The following is a 16,415-nucleotide window of genomic DNA, read 5'->3' on the forward strand; positions in this document are numbered from 1 at the left end:
CGCTCCTTCGTCGCTTGCTCGGACCGGCGGCTTGCGCTCCTCGCACCTCAGGGGGCGAACTGCGGGAACCGCTGCGCGAGCCAGCCGCCGATCTCGGCGGCGGCCAGGCTTGCGCCGCTCGGAGCATCTCGGCGGATCGGACCGCCGAAATGGGTTCCCTCGACGCGGACGTGCGTGACATCGCCCGCGCCGAGGGCGTTCACCATCGCCACCGCATCCTCGGGGAAGCACGCCTGGTCGCCGGTGAGCTCGACGAACAGCGTGGGCACCCGGACACCGGGGGCGCAGCGGAGGAATCCGGCGTTGCTCGACAGACCCGACCACGTGGACAGCCACGCATCCGGGGTCGCCAGCCGACCGAACCCGACCAGGCCGTAATCCGTGAGATCGGGACGCCGGCCGAACAGTGACCCGTACGGCCGGTCGTTGGGACTCAGTGTCAGATCGAGGAATCGCAGGTCGGCGTCGGTGCGGTAGACCGTCATGACGCGCGGTGCGAGTGCGGCCCGGCGGTCGACGGGATCCGCGCTGTCGGCAAAACGGCCACGGGCGCGGCCGGTCTCGGCGACGAGTTCGCGTGCGACAGCGTCGAGACGTTCGACGCGAGCGCGTTGCGCAGCCCGGTACCTCTCGACGAAATCAGCTGTATAAGAAGAGCTCTCCGGCGGTTCGGCGTATCCGTTGGCCGCATCGAACGGATTGAGCGCCGGGTCGACGGCGAGCGGATCGTCCTCGTCGGTCACCGACGGGTCGATGAGGCGCAGCAGCAGTTCGCCCTGACCGGGGTGCGGGGCCAGGAAGATCGCGCCGTCGGGCAACGGCATGTCGGCGCCGGCCAGGTCCACCGGCCGCCCGGCGGGAGTCGTGGTCAGTCGGTCACCGGGCGCCAGTCCGGCCTGCTGGTGATAGAAGGCGAACAACGCGCCGCCACCCGAATGACCCAGTGTGAGCACAGATCCGAAGTCGCGTTCGCGGAGAAAGGCCTGTCCCGCCGCGGCGTCGAGGATGGCCTGTTCGTGGATCAATGTGAGGTCGTTGTTGACCGAACGCGTGCCCTGCGTCCACACCGCGAACCCTCGGGCGAGCAGTTCGGGGACGAGCACATGATGCGTGAGGTCCTGACGCGGGTGCATGAGTGCGACCACCACGGTCGCGCCGGGGACGGTGCGCAGGACCCCGGTGACCTTGGCGCCGTCGGCGGTGGTCAGCTCGTGGACGGAGGTCGTGGTGTCCGACGGCTGCTCGGCGGCTTCGATGTAGCGTCCGGCTCCCAACCTGTTCGCGCCGGCGGTCGTGGTCGCGCTCACCGTGCCTGGACCTTCAGTGCGTCTTTGTCCCACTGCGTGATCCGCGAATCGAGCAGACCCGCGACGCTGCTGTACCAGACGGCATGCCGACACCCGGTTGCACGCCGGTCGACGACGATGGCGTCGTCGGAGGAGATGCGAAAGTAGGGGCCGATGTGATCCACGGTGACACCCGGTGCCTCGCCGGCGACCGCGGCGACCGCCTTGTTCTCGGGGACGTCGAGCACGAAGAACGTCGTCATCGCGACGATACCTCCCCACCGGCGAGGACGCTGCCGGTCGTCTGTTGGTCCTGCCAGTCTGATGCACGCTCGAGGATCCGTTCCGCCTTGCGTACGAGCAGGGCATCCATGCTCGGATTCGGTTGCGACACCACGTCGATGAGGGCCTCGATGGTGAGGTTGGCGTCGAGGTCCTCCTGCGGCGTCACCGGTCGCATGGCGCGGGTGATCTCGATCATGTAACCGTTCGGGTCGTGGGTGTAGATGGACTCGATGGTCTCGTGCTGGATCTGCATCTCGACCGGCCACTCACTGGCGTCGAGGCGTCGTCGGTATTCCAACAGGTCGCTCTCGTCGTCGACGTGAATGGCGAGATGGCGCGAGCGGATGAACCAGATCGGCACGTCCTCGGCGAATCGTGAATACGAATCACCCTGTGGGCCACCGTCGAACGGCTCCAGACCGAAGTAGTAGAAGAACGCCAGCCGGTCGTCGTTGCCGATGTCGAAGAAGAAGTGGATGAAGTCGGGATGCTTGTCGGGTCCCCAGCCGGCCGCGCAGATCGAGTGCACGACCGGGAAACCGAGGACGTCGCGGTAGAAGCGCACCGTCGCGGCCGGATCGAAGGTGGGATAGGCGACGTGGTCGACGCCACGAACCTTGTGGGGGAGTGAATTCATGAGAGCTCCAGAAGAATCGGGATGAGTGATCAGGCCGGGACGGTGGCGATGTCGGCGCGCAGCAGGCTCCCCGCGCCCTCGATGGACGCCGGCAGGCCGAGTCCGCGCAGGATGCTGTAGGCGCCCGCCGTCGCGGCCGACAGAACGGGCAGGCCGAACTCTCGTTCGGCGTCGTCGATCAGATCCAGCGACGGCATCTGGACGCAACAAGACAGCACCAGCGCATCGACGCCGTCCAGTTCGAGGGACCGGGCGGCGGTCATGACGCGGTCACCGGGGATGCATCCGACCTCCGCATTGTCCGCGACTTCGAGGGTCCGCCAATCCATCACCTCGAAGCCCTCGGCGTCCAGATACTCGACGACCTTCTCGGCGAGTGGCCGGAGGTACGGGGTCACGAGGGCGATGCGCCGGGCATCCAGCGCACGGAGCGCTTCGACCAGAGCGCCCGCGCTCGACCGGATGATCGCGTCGGAGCCGCCGGTGGCCAGCTGTTCCGCGACGGCACCCTCGACGCGCTGGTGCTCGCCCGGTCCACCGACCATCAGCGCAACCAGGCAGGCGTAGAGGATCACCTCCGGCGAGGCATCGGCGATCTCCATAACGCACCGCTCGCGTTGGGCGTTCATCGCGGCGAGCTGTTCCGGGGACACCGTGTGCATCCTCATCCGGGTCGAATGGAACGAGAACTGCGAGATCGGGTGCCGGTTCAGGAGGGCCGGCATCTCGGTCTCGACCGTGACGTTCGAACTCGGCACGACGAGGCCGATGCGGTGGACACCCATGGGTCCGGTCCTTTCGATCGCGACCCGTGCAGCGGGTCGATCGCGCCAAGTTGACGCTGATGATGATTATTCGACGCTAGTGATGATTCGTCAAGGTGCTGGTCTCGATCGTGTTGACCTGCAGCGATGGGCGAGTAGGGGACAATCAGGGGTGATCCAGCTCATATCAAATGCTTGACACATGGTCGATCACGTCGAATACTCAACGCCAACGTAAACGGACCTGAAGGGCCTCGAAGCCCGGACAACGAAGGAGTACCTGGCCATGGCATACGTGATCGGTGTGGACGTCGGCGGGACGTTCACCGACGCCGTCCTCGACGACGGCAACGGCTTGGTCGTCGCCGGGAAGGCGCCATCGACTCCGCCGGACTACTCGGCCGGCGTGATCGACGTCCTGACCGTTCTGGCCGAGCAGCTGGGCCGTCCACTCGACGACATGCTCGCCGACACCCACCACATCGCGCACGGCACCACATCGTCGCTGAACGCGCTCGTCATGGGCCGGGTGCCGGACGTCGGATTCATCACCACCAAGGGGCACCGCGACTCGATCTTCATCATGAACGTCGAGGGCCGCTACCTCGGACGGTCACCCGAACAGCTGCAAAATGTGCTCGCGCAGAACAAATCCCACGGTCTGATCCACAAGCGTCACGCGCTCGAGGTCACCGAGCGCATGGACCGTGACGGTCGTGTCGTGGTGACGCTGGACGAGGACGAGGTGCGCGCCGCAGTCCGTGAGCTGCTCGACGACGGGATCTCCGCCATCGCCGTGTCGCTGCTGTGGTCGTTCCGTAACCCGGCCCACGAGCAGCGGATTCGCGAGATCGTCGCCGAGGTCGACCCCACCGTGTTCGTCTCGCTGTCGAGTGAGGTGAGTCCACGGATCCGTGAGTTCGCGCGCAACGCGACCACGGTGATGAGCACCCAGATCGGCCCCGGCCTCCGGGACTACCTCGGCGAACTCGAGGGCAGGTTGCGCGACCATCAGCTCGCCGGTCCCCTCCTCGTCATGCAGAGCAACGGCGGCGCGGTCGCCGCGTCCGAAGCGCCGGGCAACGCCATCTCGACCGTCGGTTCGGTGCTGACCGGCGGGGTGGTCGGGTCGGTGTCCCTCGGTCGGCAGCTGGGCCACGACAACATCATCGCCACCGACGCGGGCGGCACGACCTTCCTCGTGGGGCTCGTCGTCGACGGCGAGCCGGTCCGGTCGTCGACGACGATCATCAACCATCACCCGATCAACGTCCCCACGCTCGAGGTCCATGCGATCGGCGCCGGCGGCGGCGCGATCGCCTGGATCGATGCCGGCGGCAACCTCCAGATCGGACCCCACAGCGCTCAAGCCGTGCCGGGTCCGGCCTGCTACGGGCAGGGCGGGACCGAACCGACCAACACCGACGCCAATCTCGTCCTCGGCATCCTGCCCGAGCGCGGCCTGCTGGGTGGTCGCAAGGCGCTCGATCTGCAGCTCGCCCGCGAGGCGATCCGTACCCGCATCGCCGAACCCCTCGGCCTGTCGGTGGAAGAGGCCGCCGCGGCCATCTACGCGGTGCAGAACGCCCAGACCGGAGACCTGTTGCGCAAGACGGTCGTCGAAGCCGGTCACGACCCCCGCAACTTCATCGTCTACGCGTTCGGCGGTTCGGGCCCGGCGCACTGCGGCCTGTACGCGCAGGAGATCGGGGTGTCCCGGGTCGTCGTCCCGCTCGGCCAGGTGGCGTCCGCCTTCTCCGCCTACGGCCTGGCATCGTCGAACATCGTTCTCGCCAAGGAACTCTCGGACCCGGCAGCGATGCCGGTCGACCCTGCCCGGGTGGAGGAGAACTTCAAGGTCCTCGAGGAACAGGTACGCGGTCAGCTCGACCGTCAGGGCCTGCAGTTCGCCGCGGTCGAGATAGAGCGCGAGATCGACATGCGATACAGCATGCAGCTGGCCGAGGTCGCGACCCCGCTACCGGACGGTTCGCTGACATCCGCCGAGATCGTCGACGCAGCAGAGGCATTCGAGAAGAAGTACGCGGATCTCTACGGAAAGGACAGCGGATTCCGCGAGGCGGGCATCCAAGCCATCACCTACCGCGTGCGCGGCACGGGGATCCTGCCGTTCTCGCCGGAGCTGCCCGAACTGGCAACCGCCGACACCACCGACCCGTCGTCGGCGCACGTGGGTGTGCGAAAGGTCTGCCTCGACGGCCGGCGCGGCTTCGTCGACACCGACATCTACGACTACGCCGGACTACGAGCCGGCCACATCATCCGCGGTCCCGCCGTCATCGAGGTGCCCACCACGACGGTGGTGGTCCCGCACGACACCACCGGTGAGATCGACCGCCTCGGCAACCTGAACATCACCGTCGATCCCGCATGACCGACCACACGCAGCAATCACAGGAGTCGCTCTCATGACCGCACCCATTCCCGGCTCGGAGGTCTTCTCGAGCCGACCCACCGATCTCGACGCGCTGGCCCGATCCCTGCCGCCGTCGTTGCCGGTGCACACCGTCTCGCAGGAACAGATCGATGCACTCGACCCGCTCACGTACGAGGTGATCCGGCACCGGTTGTGGTCGGTCACCGACGAGATGGGTGAAGCCCTCAAACGGATGTCGGGATCGCCGATCGTGACCGATGCCAACGACTTCGACTTCGCCGTCAGCGACGAACTGGGCCAAGAGGTCCAGGTCGGGCTGTACAACACCATGCTGGTGGGCGCCGTGGATCTCGCGATCTACTGGACCCTGCAGCACCGTTCGCTCAATCCGGGCATCGCCGAGGGTGACATGTTCCTGTGCAACGACCCGTGGGTCGGCGGCGGACTGCATCAGAGCGATGTGATCGTCTACCAGCCCGTCTTCCACGACGGCAAGCTGTTCGCCTGGACGAGTGCGATCTGCCACGAGCCCGACCTCGGCGGATCCGGACTGGGCTCATTCGACCCGGCAGCCAAAGACGTGTTCTCCGAGTCGCTTCCGACGCCGCCCATCAAAGTTGTTCGCGATTACGAGCTGCAGCGCGACGTCGCCGACGTGTGGGTCCGGCGGAGTCGGGTCCCGATGCTCGTCGGGCTCGACCTGCGCGCCAAGATCGGCGCGAACAGCGTCGGCCGCGACCGGTTGCTCGCGGTCATCGAGCAGTACGGGGCAGACACGGTCAAGGCCGTCATGAAGCGGATGATGTCCGACGCCGAGGGGCGGCTGCGAACGAAGCTGTCCGACCTGCCGGACGGCACCTGGCATGCCACCGGGTACCAGGACCAGTCCCAGACCGGCGACCGCGGTGTCCACAAGATCACCGTCGCCATGACCAAGACAGATGACCACCTCGAGTTCGACTTCACCGGTACCGACCCGCAGACGGGCGTCATCAACTGCACGTACGCGGGCATGCGCGGCGGGGTGATGCTGGCGCTGCTCCCCATCCTCGCCGGTGACATTCCCTGGTCGGCAGGCGGTCTGATGCGATGCTTCGATCTGGTGGCCGAGGAGGGGACGATCAACAACGCGACCTTCCCGGCCGCGGTGAGCCGCGGACCGATCGGCCCGGCCTGGCTCACCGGCAACCTGATCGCGGAGTGTCTGGCCCAGATGTTGGATCGCCACCTCGAGTTCGGCAAGAACGTGCAGGCGTCGTGTTGCGGTACGTGGGACACCGCGGTGGTCGCGGGCCTCGACGAGCGCGGTGAGCAACCGGTGCCGTTCCTCAACATCATGATGGAGCCGATGGCCGGCGGGTACGGAGCGAGGCCGGTCGCCGACGGTATGGACACCGGTGGCCTGTTCTGCATCCCGATGGGGCGCATCCCCGACACCGAGATGACGGAGTTCCTCTACCCGCTGCTCACCCTGTGGCGCCGGGAGGAGCCCGACTCCGGCGGCCCGGGGCGGCATCGCGGCGGTGTGTCGGCGTCGTTGGCCGTGACGCCGTACGGCACCAGTTTGCCGATGGGACTCGTGTTCGCCTCGGCGGGCAAGGCGGTGGCCCAGAACTCCGGGTTGGCGGGCGGCCTGCCCGGCAACACCGGCCTGGAGATTCTCGCGCGTGATTCGGGTGTGCAGGAGTTGTTGGCACAGGGGCGGATTCCCGGTTCGATGGACGAACTGGCCGGGAACAAGGAGATCGGCGCGTGCTACGACGAGAGTTACCTCGCCCCCGGTGAGGTGCTGTACATGCACTGGCAGGGCGGGGGCGGTTATGGCGACCCGTTGCACCGCGAGCCGGAAGCCGTGGCGACGGACGTGCGCAACGGCAAAGTGACCCTCGCCGGTGCCGAGGAGACGTACGGCGTCGTACTCGCCGACGGCCGGGTCGACGACTCGCGGACCGAGGAGAAGCGGGCACAATTGCGCGAGATTCGCCGAAACCGCTCGGAGCTCCCGTCCGGACAAGAGGCGACCCTGGACCTGGATCGCGCCCGACGTCTGGACGACAACCTGGTCGAGGCCACGATCGGCGATGCTCGCGTCGTGGGCTGCGCACACTGCGGAAGGCTGTTGGGCGACAGCAAGTCCGGCCGGCTCGACCTGGCACGCTACGACGGCCCGTCGAGCGACGCCGGTCCGCAGGTCACCTCCGATCCCCGCGAATACGTCGACACCGACGTGGTGTTCCGGCAGCAGTGCTGCCCGGGGTGCTTCACGGCCGTCTACTCGGGCATCGTGCCGGTCGACCATCCCGACCACGTCGCCGAGCTCGCGCAACTGCTCCCAGCGGTGGCGGGTCGATGACGGTGACCTCCACCCCCGAGCGATCGTCGGCCCGGACTCCGGGACCTGGTCGGTCACGCTGGGGCGACCGACTGGTCGGGTACCCGGCGGACCGCGCCGCGGTCTACCGGCAGGCGGGGGAGTGGACCGACCGTCCGTTGGCTCAACGTCTACAGGACACCGTCGACCGCTTCCCCGATCGTCCCGCCGTGGTGACCGATGTGGCCTCGATGACATACGCCGAGTTGGGAACCCGCACCGATCGGATCGCGGCGGGACTGCTCGATCTCGGCCTGGTACCCGGCGACCCGGTGCTCTTCCAGACCGGAAACAGGATCGAGACGGTCCTCGTCTGGTACGGGTGTCTCAAAGCGGGACTGGTGCCGGTGGCGACGCTGGCGGCGCACCGTGCGCACGAGATCGGCCACATCTCCCGTGCGGTCGGCGCGGTCGGACACGTCGTCGAGGCCGGACTCGGCTTCGACCTCGTCGAGTTCGCGCGGCAGCAGGCCCAGGGCCACCCGACGCTGCGCTCCATCCTCACGATCGGCGCAGTCGGCGGTGAGGATGGAGCGCACCCGGTGGAGACCCTCGGGGCCGACACGCCGCCGGCGGAGGCGCGAGCGCGGGTCGAGTCGGTCCAGTCCGGCATCGACCCGCTCGACGTCTGCGCGTTCCAGTTGTCGGGCGGCACCACCGGTGTGCCGAAGGTGATCCCACGTCTGCACGTCGAGTACTGGGACAACGCCCTGCTGTACGCACGGCGTCTGGGGTGGACCGAGGAGACGCGCGTCGCGCACCTGATCCCGATCATCCACAACGCGGGCATCAGCTGTGGACTTCATGCCGCGCACTCGGTGGGAGCTTGTCTCGTCCTCGCGACCGCGGACGTGTCGAAGGCGTTCCCGCTCATGGCACGGGAACGGGCGACGGATGTCCTGATCGGACACGGGCACTATCAGGCCGTCGCCGGCCCCGAGTTCGACGAGCCGAGCGCGTTCCTGCGCAACGTCATCCTGTCCGGCGCCAAGCCCGGTCGCGAGCTCTTCGACCGGGCCGGTGGCCGAACACGTTGGGTCGGACAGCTTTTCGGGATGTCCGAAGGCATGTTCACGGTCTCTCCCCGGAACGCTCCGGAGGAGTCGCGGCTGACCACGGTCGGCACCCCGATCGCCTCGCGAGACGAGATCCGGATTCTCGAACCCGGCTCGGAGGTCGAGGTGGCCGACGGTGAGGTCGGCGAGCTGTCCTGCCGGGGTCCGTACACGATCCCCGGCTACTTCGACGCACGCGAACACAACCGGGCCGCGTTCACGACCGACGGCTTCTACCGGACCGGGGATCTCGCGAAGATCGTGCTCGTCGACGGCGAGCGCCATGTCTCCGTCGAGGGGCGAATCAAGGACCTCATCAATCGCGGTGGCGAGAAGATCAACGCGGAGGAGATCGAACAGCTGCTGGTCACCCATCCGCGGGTGCGCAATGCCGCTGTCGTCGCCATGCCCGACCCGCGACTGGGTGAGCGGACGTGCGCATACCTGGTCACCGCGGACGGCGAGCCGGTGTCGATGGCGAGTGTTCGCGCACACCTCGAACAGCTGGGCGTGGCCAAGTTCAAGTGGCCCGAGCGGCTCGAGCACGTACCGGAATTACCCCAGACGAACGTCGGGAAGATCGACAAGAAGCGCCTCCGCGCCGACGTCGTGGCGAAGCTCGAGCGAACTGATCAGTGAGGAAGAAACGATGAAACTCAGTCGAATCGCCGTGCTCGGTGGCGGTCCGGGTGGGCTGTACGCAGCGCGCCTGCTCAAGCGAAGCCACCCCGATGCCGAGGTGACCGTGTACGAACAGGGCTCGCCCGACACCACTTTCGGATTCGGCGTCGGCCTTGCGTCTCGGACCCAACGCAACCTCCGCCAGGCCGATCCCGACTCGCTCGACGCGATCGTCGCCGTGTCACATCCGCACGAGATGTCGATGCGGGTGGGCGACCATGTGGCGCGCCTGTCGCACGGCGAGCTGCTCGCGATCGCACGGACGACGCTGCTGGAGGTGCTGCAGGACCATGCCACGGCCGCGGGTGTGCGGTTGGAGTTCGGCGCGCGCAGGTCGGTCGTCGACCTCGACGCCGACCTCATCGTCGCCGCCGACGGCGTCAACAGCGCCACCCGCACCGATCTCGCCGACGACCTGGGTCCGGCCATCAGCACCGGCGAAGGCCTGTACCTCTGGTGCGGAACGGACTTCGCGTTGCCGAGTGCCATCTTCACGCCGGTGACCACCGAACACGGCACCTTCGTCGCCCACGCCTACCCGTATGCGTCGGACCGCAGCACATTCCTGATCGAGACGGACGAGACCACCTGGCGTCGAGCGGGTTTCGACGTCTCGACCGAGGCTACGGGCGTCGCCGACAGCGACGAGACCGCACTGGCCTATCTCCAGGAAGCGTTCGCGGACGCGCTCGACGGTCATCGTCTCATCGGCAACCGAACCCGGTGGCTGCGCTTTCGCACCGTGACGTGCAACCGGTGGCACACCGGAAACGTCGTGCTGCTCGGGGATGCGGCGCACACCGCGCACTACTCGATCGGGTCGGGAACCAAACTCGCGATGGAGGACGCGATCGAGCTCGACCGCGCGGTGCGGCATGCGACGACGCTCGACGAGGCCCTGTCGGCCTACGAATCGGCGCGGCGGCCGAATGTCGAATACCTGCAGTCGATAGCGACCCGGAGCGAGCAGTGGTGGGAATCGTTCCCGCGTCGTGCGGACATGCCGGTGGACCAGCTGATGATCGCCTACATGACCCGCGCGGGGAAGGTGGGGATCGACCGCTTCGCGGCCTCGGCACCCGAGGTGGCCCGGCGAGGTCTGGCCGCCTACGCCGACGTCGATCCCGCGTCCGTCCCCGACGCCGCGACCGCGCAGTGGATCGTCGCACAACCGCTGGTACGCGGACCGTGGTCCTTCCCGAGCCGTGGAGCCCCCGTGCAGCTGCGGTCCGAGCCCGGAACCCTGCGGATCGACGTGGATGTCGACTCCGCGTGGGGCCCGGGGGCAGGACGTCTGGTCGCCGAGGCGGCGCACGCGACCGTCGTGTGGTTGACCGGGCGTGGCGATCGGGACGCGGTGCTGACCAGACTCGACGTCGGGGAGCGCCTGCGTCGCGAGACCGGCGCTCTCGTCGTCGTCGAAGCCCCGGACAGCTCGTACGACGATCTCGTCGCCGGTCTGGTGAGCCTCCGCGCCGATCTGGTGTTCGTGACCGACGCGGCCGTGGCGGATGAAGCTGTGGGGGATGGCGCTGCGGTGGATGAACTGCGCGAGGTGGAACGGAACACCGAGGCCGAACGCACTATTCTTCGCCTATGACCAGCTCGACCCCCCAGGAATCGTCCACGCCAGGTGGGCGGAGTGGACGCAGCAATTCTCGTCGTGAGCTGGTCGAACGCGAGATCATGGAGCAGGCGACCCGCTTGTTCGCCGAGCGCGGGCTGGCCAGCACCACGTTGCAGGACATCGCCGACGCCACCGGTCTCACCCGCCCGGCGCTCTATCACTATGTGGCCAACAAGGACGAACTGTTCGCCCGGCTGGTCAGCGAGATCGCCGAGGAACCGGCGATCCTGCTGCACGAGATCAATCAGCGCACGGATCTCGACCCCGTCGGGAAGGTCCACGAGATGGCGATGTCCATCGCACTCCACCAGACCCAGACCCTGGACCGGTTCCGTCTCCTCATCCGGTCGGAGGCCGAGCTGCCGCCGGCTCTGGCCGAGACCTACCGCCAGAGCCGCCGGCGGGTCCTCAAAGAGCTGGTCGCGGTCGTCGAGGAGGGGATCGCCCAGGGAAGGTTCCGTCCCGCCGATCCGCGGGTCTCCGCGCTCGGAATCATCGGAATGCTGAATTGGCTTGCCTGGTGGCATCATCCGGGCGATGCCGAGTCCGACCGGAAGGTCGCGCGGCAACTCGCCGACATGGCGGTCAATACGGTGGTCGATCCGGAAGCGGACACCGCGGTCTCCGGGGCCGATCGCCTCATCGCCCAGATGCGGCAGAACCTGGATTACCTGGAGCGGGAGGTCCGGGACCGCGCGTCACCCCCGGCTCCCTGATCCGAAAGGGTCGTGTAACTCCTGCTCCCTGATCCGAATGGGCCGTGTAACTCCTGGCCCCTGATCCGAATGGGCCGCATAGCTCCTGCTCCCTGAGGTGCGAGGAGCGATAGCGACGAGCCACGAAGGGTTGGCGACCCATCTCGCCACGACCCTTCGAGACGGCCTCCGTAGGCTCCGGCCTCCTCAGGGAGCGGAGCTGAAGCTGCGCTCCGCAGAGGACGGGAGTTCAGATGCGGCCGAACTTCGTCATCGCGTCGGCGAGGGTCATACCGTTGCGGATCGCCGCACGGACGTCGATCTCCTTGTCCGTCATGGTCTCGGCGGCCTCGACCACGACGTCGACGAGCGCGGCGGGGATGACGATGACACCGTCGTCGTCGCCGAGGATGAAGTCCCCGGGTTCGATGACGACCGGTTGCCCGGACGCGCCCGGCAGGGTGACGGGCTGCTGCCACGCGCTGACGCGCCAGCGGCCGCTGGTCTGGACCGACGTCGGGTAGCGCGAGAATGCCGTGAAGCCGATCTCGTGCAACCATTTCCGGTCGCGGACACCGCCGTCGAGCACTGCGCCGGGGGAACCCCGCTGCATCATCCCGATCGCGACGAGTTCACCGAAGTAGCAGACACCACGTCCATTCCCCTCCCACACCGAGACCTCGTCCGGGCCGATCTCATTGCACGCCTGCGCTTTCAGCGGGTCCCGACCCGGCTCGTCGCTCATCGCGCCCGAGATGGTGAACGCCCACCCGGCCAGACGTTCGCGCCCCGCCACGCAGGAGAAGTCGGTCCCGAGCGCCTGATCACGGTGGCCGAGGTCGTCGAGGACATCGGCGACATTGGCGACGTCGACGGCGAGGAACCGGGAACGGATGAGTGCGCGGTCGGTGGTTGTACGCATCACGTGTCCTGACGCGTCCGCATCCGCAGGCGGCGGAACGCGGTGAACAGGACGACAACAGCGAGGACGCCGTAGAGGACCCAGGTGATCGCGCTGCCCACCAACACGCTCGGATCGCCGCCGCTCGACATCATCGCGTTGCGCAGGCTGGTCTCGGCGAGGGGGCCGAGCACGACGCCGATCATGACCGGCGCGAGCGGGAAACCGTAACGGCGCAGCAGATATCCGACGAAGGCGATCGCGATGACCAGGATGAGGTCGGTGATCGCGGCCGAGGTCGCGTAGACGCCCAGGACGCAGAACACCGCGATGCCCGCGTAGAGGTAGTGCCTGGGGATCAGCAGGAGCTTCGCCCAGATGGCGGCGAACGGCATGTTGAGGATCAACAGCATGACCAGGCCGATGAACAGGCTGGCGATGAGGGTCCACACGAGGTCCGCGTTGCGTTCGAAGAGCAGTGGTCCGGGCTGCAGGCCGTACTGCTGGAACGCTGCCAGCATGATGGCCGCGGTGGCGGACGTCGGCAGGCCCATGGCGAGCAGGGCTCCCATCGCGGTGCCCGACGTCGCGTTGCCCGCCGCCTCCGGTCCGGCGACGCCGCGGATGGCGCCCTGTCCGAACTGGGGGTCGGGTCGCTTGCGGTCGAGACGCCGCTCGGTTCCGTAGGCGAGGAACGTGGGAACCTCCGCGCCACCGACCGGGATGACGCCGAACGGAACACCGAAACCGGTGCCGCGCAACCACGCCGGGAGCGCCTCGCGGAACTCGGCGCGCTTGAGGAAGGGACGGCCGATGACGGCGTCCGCGTCCGGGGCACGCGTGCGATGGATGCGAGAGGCGACGTAGATGACCTCGCCCAGGGCCAGGGTGCCGACGGTGATCACGATGATGCTGATGCCGTCGAACAACTCGGGTGCGCCCATGGTGAAGCGCTGCGTACCCGAGATCCCGTCGATCCCGACGACCGCGAGGATCAGACCGATGAGTAGGCCCGTCAGGCCCTTGATGACGGAGTCGGAGACGACCGAGGCGATCGCGATGAACGCGAAGACGGCCAGTGCGAAGTACTCGGCGGGACCGAACTGGATGGCGAGATCGGCCAGCTTGGGCGCGAAGAACACGACGATCGTCGTCGCGATCATCCCGCCGATGAAGGCGCCGATGGCGGCGGTGGCGAGCGCCTGTGCGGCCCTCCCGCGCTTGGCCATCCGGTGTCCTTCGAACGATGTCGCGATGGCAGTGGACCCGCCGGGCGTGTTCATCAGGATGCCCATGGTCGAGTCACCGAACAGACCGCCGAAGTACACACCGGCGAACATGATGAACGCGGCGGTGGGGTCGAGGGTGAAGGTGACCGGGAGCAGCAGCGCGACGGCCATCGCCGAACCGAGACCCGGAAGCACCCCCACCGCGGTACCGAGCAGCGCGCCGATGAAGACCCAGAGCAGGTTCATCGGCGTGAGCGCCTGGGAGAAGCCCTCCAGCAGAAGCGAGACGTTGTCCATCAGAACAGCCCTCCCAGGATGCCGGCGGGCAGATTCAGACCGAGGCCCGCCGAGAAGAACGCCTGCACGGCACAGGAGACGACGAGGGACACCGCGATGTCGAGAATCGGGCGGGTGGAACCCATGGCGTGGGCGACCATCCAGAACAGCAGTGCGGCGGACAGGATCCAACCCAGCGGGATCAGCAGCACGGTGAAGGCGATGAGCCCGGCCAGGACGAGACCCATTGCACGCCAGTCGCTCTGGGTGCGCCACTGTCCGGTTTCGGGTGGGACGATGTCGGGATCGGGCTCGTCGGGGTGACGGAGCGTCTGCACGGTCAGGAGACCGGCGATGAGGTAGGCGCAGATCGTCAGGATGATCGGGAAGAACGCCGGCCCGGGAGTGGCCGCGCTTCCCGGGATCTCCATACCGATGATGCCGGCGGTCAGGTAGACGGCGAGCGCGAGCATCAGGCCAGCGACGACCAGACCGCTCCGTCCGGTGAGGGGTCGGCGGGCGCGCACCGGTCTGTCGTCGATCGATGTGTCGGCGGGCTGGGCCGCTGCGTTGTCAGTCGTCATGATGGGCTGCCTTCACCGCGAGGACCGGGACCTCGGCGTCGATGAGGATGCGCTGCGCGTTCGACCCGAGCAGGAGCTTCCCGACCCGCGACCGTCGGCGCAGGCCGACGACGATGAGATCGGCGGACAATTCTTCGGAGACGTCGATGAGTTCGGCGGCCGGATCGGAGTCCTCCCGGCGATGGCCGACCCAGCGAATCGCGATGTCGTCGATGATGTTTCCGGCACGGGCGAAGTCCGGCTCGGGGATGCCGCCGTCGTCGTCGACGGCGGGGGTGTCCATGTCGAAGATGATCAGTTGCGAGTTCTCGCTGTGCGCGACGCGCCGGCCGTGATCGAGCGCCGCGCGGCCTTCGGGCGTGTGGGCGAAGGCGACAAGAATGGTCATGGTGTCTCCGTGATGTCTCGTGAGGCAGGGGTTGTGCGGTGGAGGTCCGGGTCGTCGGTCAGTACCCGAGATCGGCCCAGATGCCGCGGACGAATTCCGATTGCTGGTCGATGACCTCGGTGAATCCGTTCCCCGGGGTGAACGTGTCGGACCAGTTGTTGCGCTGCAGCGCATCTCGCCACTCGGGTGACTCGACGACCTCGGTGACGATCGCTTCGAGTTCGGTGCGCTGGTCATCGGTGATGCCCGGCGGCGCAACCACTCCGCGCCAGTTGGTGAGGGCGACGTCGTAACCCAGTTCGGACAGGGTCGGCAGGTCGATGGCCGGGACCGGGGCGGGAGCCGAGATCGCCAGCGCGCGGAGGTTTCCGGCGGTGATCTGGTCGACGAAGTCCTCGTAACCGCTGACCGAGGCCTTGATCGTCCCGGACATGAGCGACGTCGCCAGCTCGCCGCCACCGGAGTACGCGATGTAATTGACCGCAGCGGGGTCCATACCGTTCTCGCGGGCCATCTGGCTGATGATCATCTGATCGACGCTGCCCAGCGATCCGCCACCGAACGTGAATCCCTTCGGGTCCTTCTTCCACGCGGCCATCAGCTCGTCGACGCTGGTGATCGGCGAATCCGCCGGTACGACGACCACGTCGTAGTCATCGGCGAGGCGCGCGATCGGGGTGACGTCCCCGAGATCCACATCGGACCCGTTGATGTTGATCGCCCCCAGCATCGTGATGCCCATGACCATGATCGTGGTGGCGTCCCCGGCCATCCCGGCGAACTGACTGAGCCCGATGGTGCCGCCGGCGCCGGGGATGTTGATGACCTGTGAGTTGTTGACGATGTTCTGGGCTCGCATGGCCTGCTGCATCTCGCGCGCCGCGCCGTCCCACCCTCCGCCGGCGGCGGCGGGTGCGATCAGGGTCAGCTGAGACCGTGCGTCGGCCCCACCCTCACTCCCGGCCGCGTCGATGACCCCGACGGCGACGATCGCGACGGCGACCAGGGCGCCGAGCGCCTTGACGACGGTGGGTAGACGCCTCGGAGTGGACGGTGCCGGCGGTGTCTCGGCCGGTTCGTCGGCACGGGGAGGTGGTGAGGTCATGCGTTCCTCGTTTCCATTCGGGGTCGCTCGCCGAGGCCGAGTGCTACCAACATCGTCTTCTCGATTCTGGGTCGGATGTGAGGACAACCACGTCGGTGGTCACATCAGGAGTGTTGATGTAACCGGCATCACG

The 16,415-nt window shown here is 67.5% G+C and carries 14 protein-coding genes; 5 read left to right on the top strand and 9 right to left on the bottom strand.

Annotated features, from left to right (window positions below):
- Window positions 1–47 precede the first annotated feature (47 nt).
- Genes ABIC25_RS17310 through ABIC25_RS17325 form a run of 4 tightly spaced genes read right to left on the bottom strand, consistent with a single transcriptional unit; the run spans window position 48 to window position 2,993 of the window.
- Window positions 48–1,307, bottom strand: a complete 1,260-nt coding sequence (locus tag ABIC25_RS17310) for an alpha/beta hydrolase (protein ID WP_354562417.1) — start codon at window positions 1,305–1,307, stop codon at window positions 48–50.
- A complete protein-coding gene (locus ABIC25_RS17315; RefSeq protein WP_004021022.1) occupies window positions 1,304–1,549 on the bottom strand; it encodes a hypothetical protein in 246 nt (81 codons plus the stop codon). Before ABIC25_RS17315 ends, ABIC25_RS17310 begins: the two co-directional genes overlap by 4 nt.
- Window positions 1,546–2,208, bottom strand: a complete 663-nt coding sequence (locus ABIC25_RS17320; RefSeq protein WP_004021023.1) for a VOC family protein — start codon at window positions 2,206–2,208, stop codon at window positions 1,546–1,548. Before ABIC25_RS17320 ends, ABIC25_RS17315 begins: the two co-directional genes overlap by 4 nt.
- A 29-nt stretch (window positions 2,209–2,237) precedes the next feature.
- Complete coding sequence (locus ABIC25_RS17325) at window positions 2,238–2,993, bottom strand: maleate cis-trans isomerase family protein (protein WP_354562419.1); 756 nt, start codon at window positions 2,991–2,993, stop codon at window positions 2,238–2,240.
- Window positions 2,994–3,258: 265 nt separating this feature from the next.
- On the opposite strand from ABIC25_RS17325, the gene ABIC25_RS17330 reads away from it, so the two are divergent.
- Genes ABIC25_RS17330 through ABIC25_RS17350 form a run of 5 tightly spaced genes read left to right on the top strand, consistent with a single transcriptional unit; the run spans window position 3,259 to window position 11,820 of the window.
- Window positions 3,259–5,367 carry a hydantoinase/oxoprolinase family protein gene (locus tag ABIC25_RS17330; RefSeq protein ID WP_354562420.1) on the top strand — a complete coding sequence of 703 codons (2,109 nt, stop codon included), beginning with the start codon at window positions 3,259–3,261 and terminating at the stop codon, window positions 5,365–5,367.
- Window positions 5,368–5,401: 34 nt separating this feature from the next.
- On the top strand, window positions 5,402–7,723 hold the full coding sequence (locus ABIC25_RS17335; RefSeq protein ID WP_354562421.1) for a hydantoinase B/oxoprolinase family protein: 2,322 nt from the start codon (window positions 5,402–5,404) through the stop codon (window positions 7,721–7,723).
- Window positions 7,720–9,435, top strand: a complete 1,716-nt coding sequence (locus tag ABIC25_RS17340) for a (2,3-dihydroxybenzoyl)adenylate synthase (protein WP_354562423.1) — start codon at window positions 7,720–7,722, stop codon at window positions 9,433–9,435. The genes ABIC25_RS17335 and ABIC25_RS17340 overlap by 4 nt, the downstream gene beginning before the upstream one ends.
- Window positions 9,436–9,445: 10 nt before the next feature.
- Window positions 9,446–11,077: an FAD-dependent monooxygenase gene (locus tag ABIC25_RS17345; RefSeq protein ID WP_354562425.1), complete on the top strand. Its 1,632-nt coding sequence runs from the start codon at window positions 9,446–9,448 to the stop codon at window positions 11,075–11,077.
- A complete protein-coding gene (locus ABIC25_RS17350) occupies window positions 11,074–11,820 on the top strand; it encodes a TetR/AcrR family transcriptional regulator (protein WP_354562426.1) in 747 nt (248 codons plus the stop codon). The genes ABIC25_RS17345 and ABIC25_RS17350 overlap by 4 nt, the downstream gene beginning before the upstream one ends.
- A 229-nt stretch (window positions 11,821–12,049) precedes the next feature.
- On the opposite strand, the gene ABIC25_RS17355 is transcribed toward ABIC25_RS17350, so the two are convergent.
- The 5 genes from ABIC25_RS17355 to ABIC25_RS17375 are packed head-to-tail and all read right to left on the bottom strand — an operon-like array spanning window position 12,050 to window position 16,282.
- The gene (locus ABIC25_RS17355; RefSeq protein WP_354562427.1) at window positions 12,050–12,721 is read right to left on the bottom strand and encodes an RraA family protein; all 672 of its coding nucleotides are present in this window, start codon (window positions 12,719–12,721) and stop codon (window positions 12,050–12,052) included.
- Window positions 12,721–14,226, bottom strand: coding sequence for a tripartite tricarboxylate transporter permease (locus ABIC25_RS17360; protein ID WP_354562428.1), 1,506 nt, complete (start codon window positions 14,224–14,226; stop codon window positions 12,721–12,723). The genes ABIC25_RS17355 and ABIC25_RS17360 overlap by 1 nt, the downstream gene beginning before the upstream one ends.
- A complete protein-coding gene (locus tag ABIC25_RS17365) occupies window positions 14,226–14,789 on the bottom strand; it encodes a tripartite tricarboxylate transporter TctB family protein (RefSeq protein ID WP_354562430.1) in 564 nt (187 codons plus the stop codon). The genes ABIC25_RS17360 and ABIC25_RS17365 overlap by 1 nt, the downstream gene beginning before the upstream one ends.
- Window positions 14,779–15,177, bottom strand: a complete 399-nt coding sequence (locus ABIC25_RS17370) for a universal stress protein (protein WP_354562431.1) — start codon at window positions 15,175–15,177, stop codon at window positions 14,779–14,781. The genes ABIC25_RS17365 and ABIC25_RS17370 overlap by 11 nt, the downstream gene beginning before the upstream one ends.
- Window positions 15,178–15,235: 58 nt before the next feature.
- Window positions 15,236–16,282: a Bug family tripartite tricarboxylate transporter substrate binding protein gene (locus ABIC25_RS17375; RefSeq protein ID WP_354562432.1), complete on the bottom strand. Its 1,047-nt coding sequence runs from the start codon at window positions 16,280–16,282 to the stop codon at window positions 15,236–15,238.
- Window positions 16,283–16,415 lie beyond the last annotated feature (133 nt).

The organism is Gordonia sp. PvP123 (genome assembly GCF_040547295.1).
Lineage (GTDB): Bacteria > Actinomycetota > Actinomycetes > Mycobacteriales > Mycobacteriaceae > Gordonia > Gordonia terrae.

What these genes read in the sequence shown, in the direction of transcription:
- ABIC25_RS17315 (WP_004021022.1), bottom strand. Translation starts at nt 1,549, where the DNA reads ATGACGACGTTCTTCGTGCTCGACGTCCCCGAGAACAAGGCGGTCGCC.
- ABIC25_RS17320 (WP_004021023.1), bottom strand. Translation starts at nt 2,208, where the DNA reads ATGAATTCACTCCCCCACAAGGTTCGTGGCGTCGACCACGTCGCCTAT.
- ABIC25_RS17325 (WP_354562419.1), bottom strand. Translation starts at nt 2,993, where the DNA reads ATGGGTGTCCACCGCATCGGCCTCGTCGTGCCGAGTTCGAACGTCACG.
- ABIC25_RS17330 (WP_354562420.1), top strand. Translation starts at nt 3,259, where the DNA reads ATGGCATACGTGATCGGTGTGGACGTCGGCGGGACGTTCACCGACGCC.
- ABIC25_RS17335 (WP_354562421.1), top strand. Translation starts at nt 5,402, where the DNA reads ATGACCGCACCCATTCCCGGCTCGGAGGTCTTCTCGAGCCGACCCACC.
- ABIC25_RS17340 (WP_354562423.1), top strand. Translation starts at nt 7,720, where the DNA reads ATGACGGTGACCTCCACCCCCGAGCGATCGTCGGCCCGGACTCCGGGA.
- ABIC25_RS17345 (WP_354562425.1), top strand. Translation starts at nt 9,446, where the DNA reads ATGAAACTCAGTCGAATCGCCGTGCTCGGTGGCGGTCCGGGTGGGCTG.
- ABIC25_RS17350 (WP_354562426.1), top strand. Translation starts at nt 11,074, where the DNA reads ATGACCAGCTCGACCCCCCAGGAATCGTCCACGCCAGGTGGGCGGAGT.
- ABIC25_RS17355 (WP_354562427.1), bottom strand. Translation starts at nt 12,721, where the DNA reads ATGCGTACAACCACCGACCGCGCACTCATCCGTTCCCGGTTCCTCGCC.
- ABIC25_RS17360 (WP_354562428.1), bottom strand. Translation starts at nt 14,226, where the DNA reads ATGGACAACGTCTCGCTTCTGCTGGAGGGCTTCTCCCAGGCGCTCACG.
- ABIC25_RS17365 (WP_354562430.1), bottom strand. Translation starts at nt 14,789, where the DNA reads ATGACGACTGACAACGCAGCGGCCCAGCCCGCCGACACATCGATCGAC.
- ABIC25_RS17370 (WP_354562431.1), bottom strand. Translation starts at nt 15,177, where the DNA reads ATGACCATTCTTGTCGCCTTCGCCCACACGCCCGAAGGCCGCGCGGCG.
- ABIC25_RS17375 (WP_354562432.1), bottom strand. Translation starts at nt 16,282, where the DNA reads ATGACCTCACCACCTCCCCGTGCCGACGAACCGGCCGAGACACCGCCG.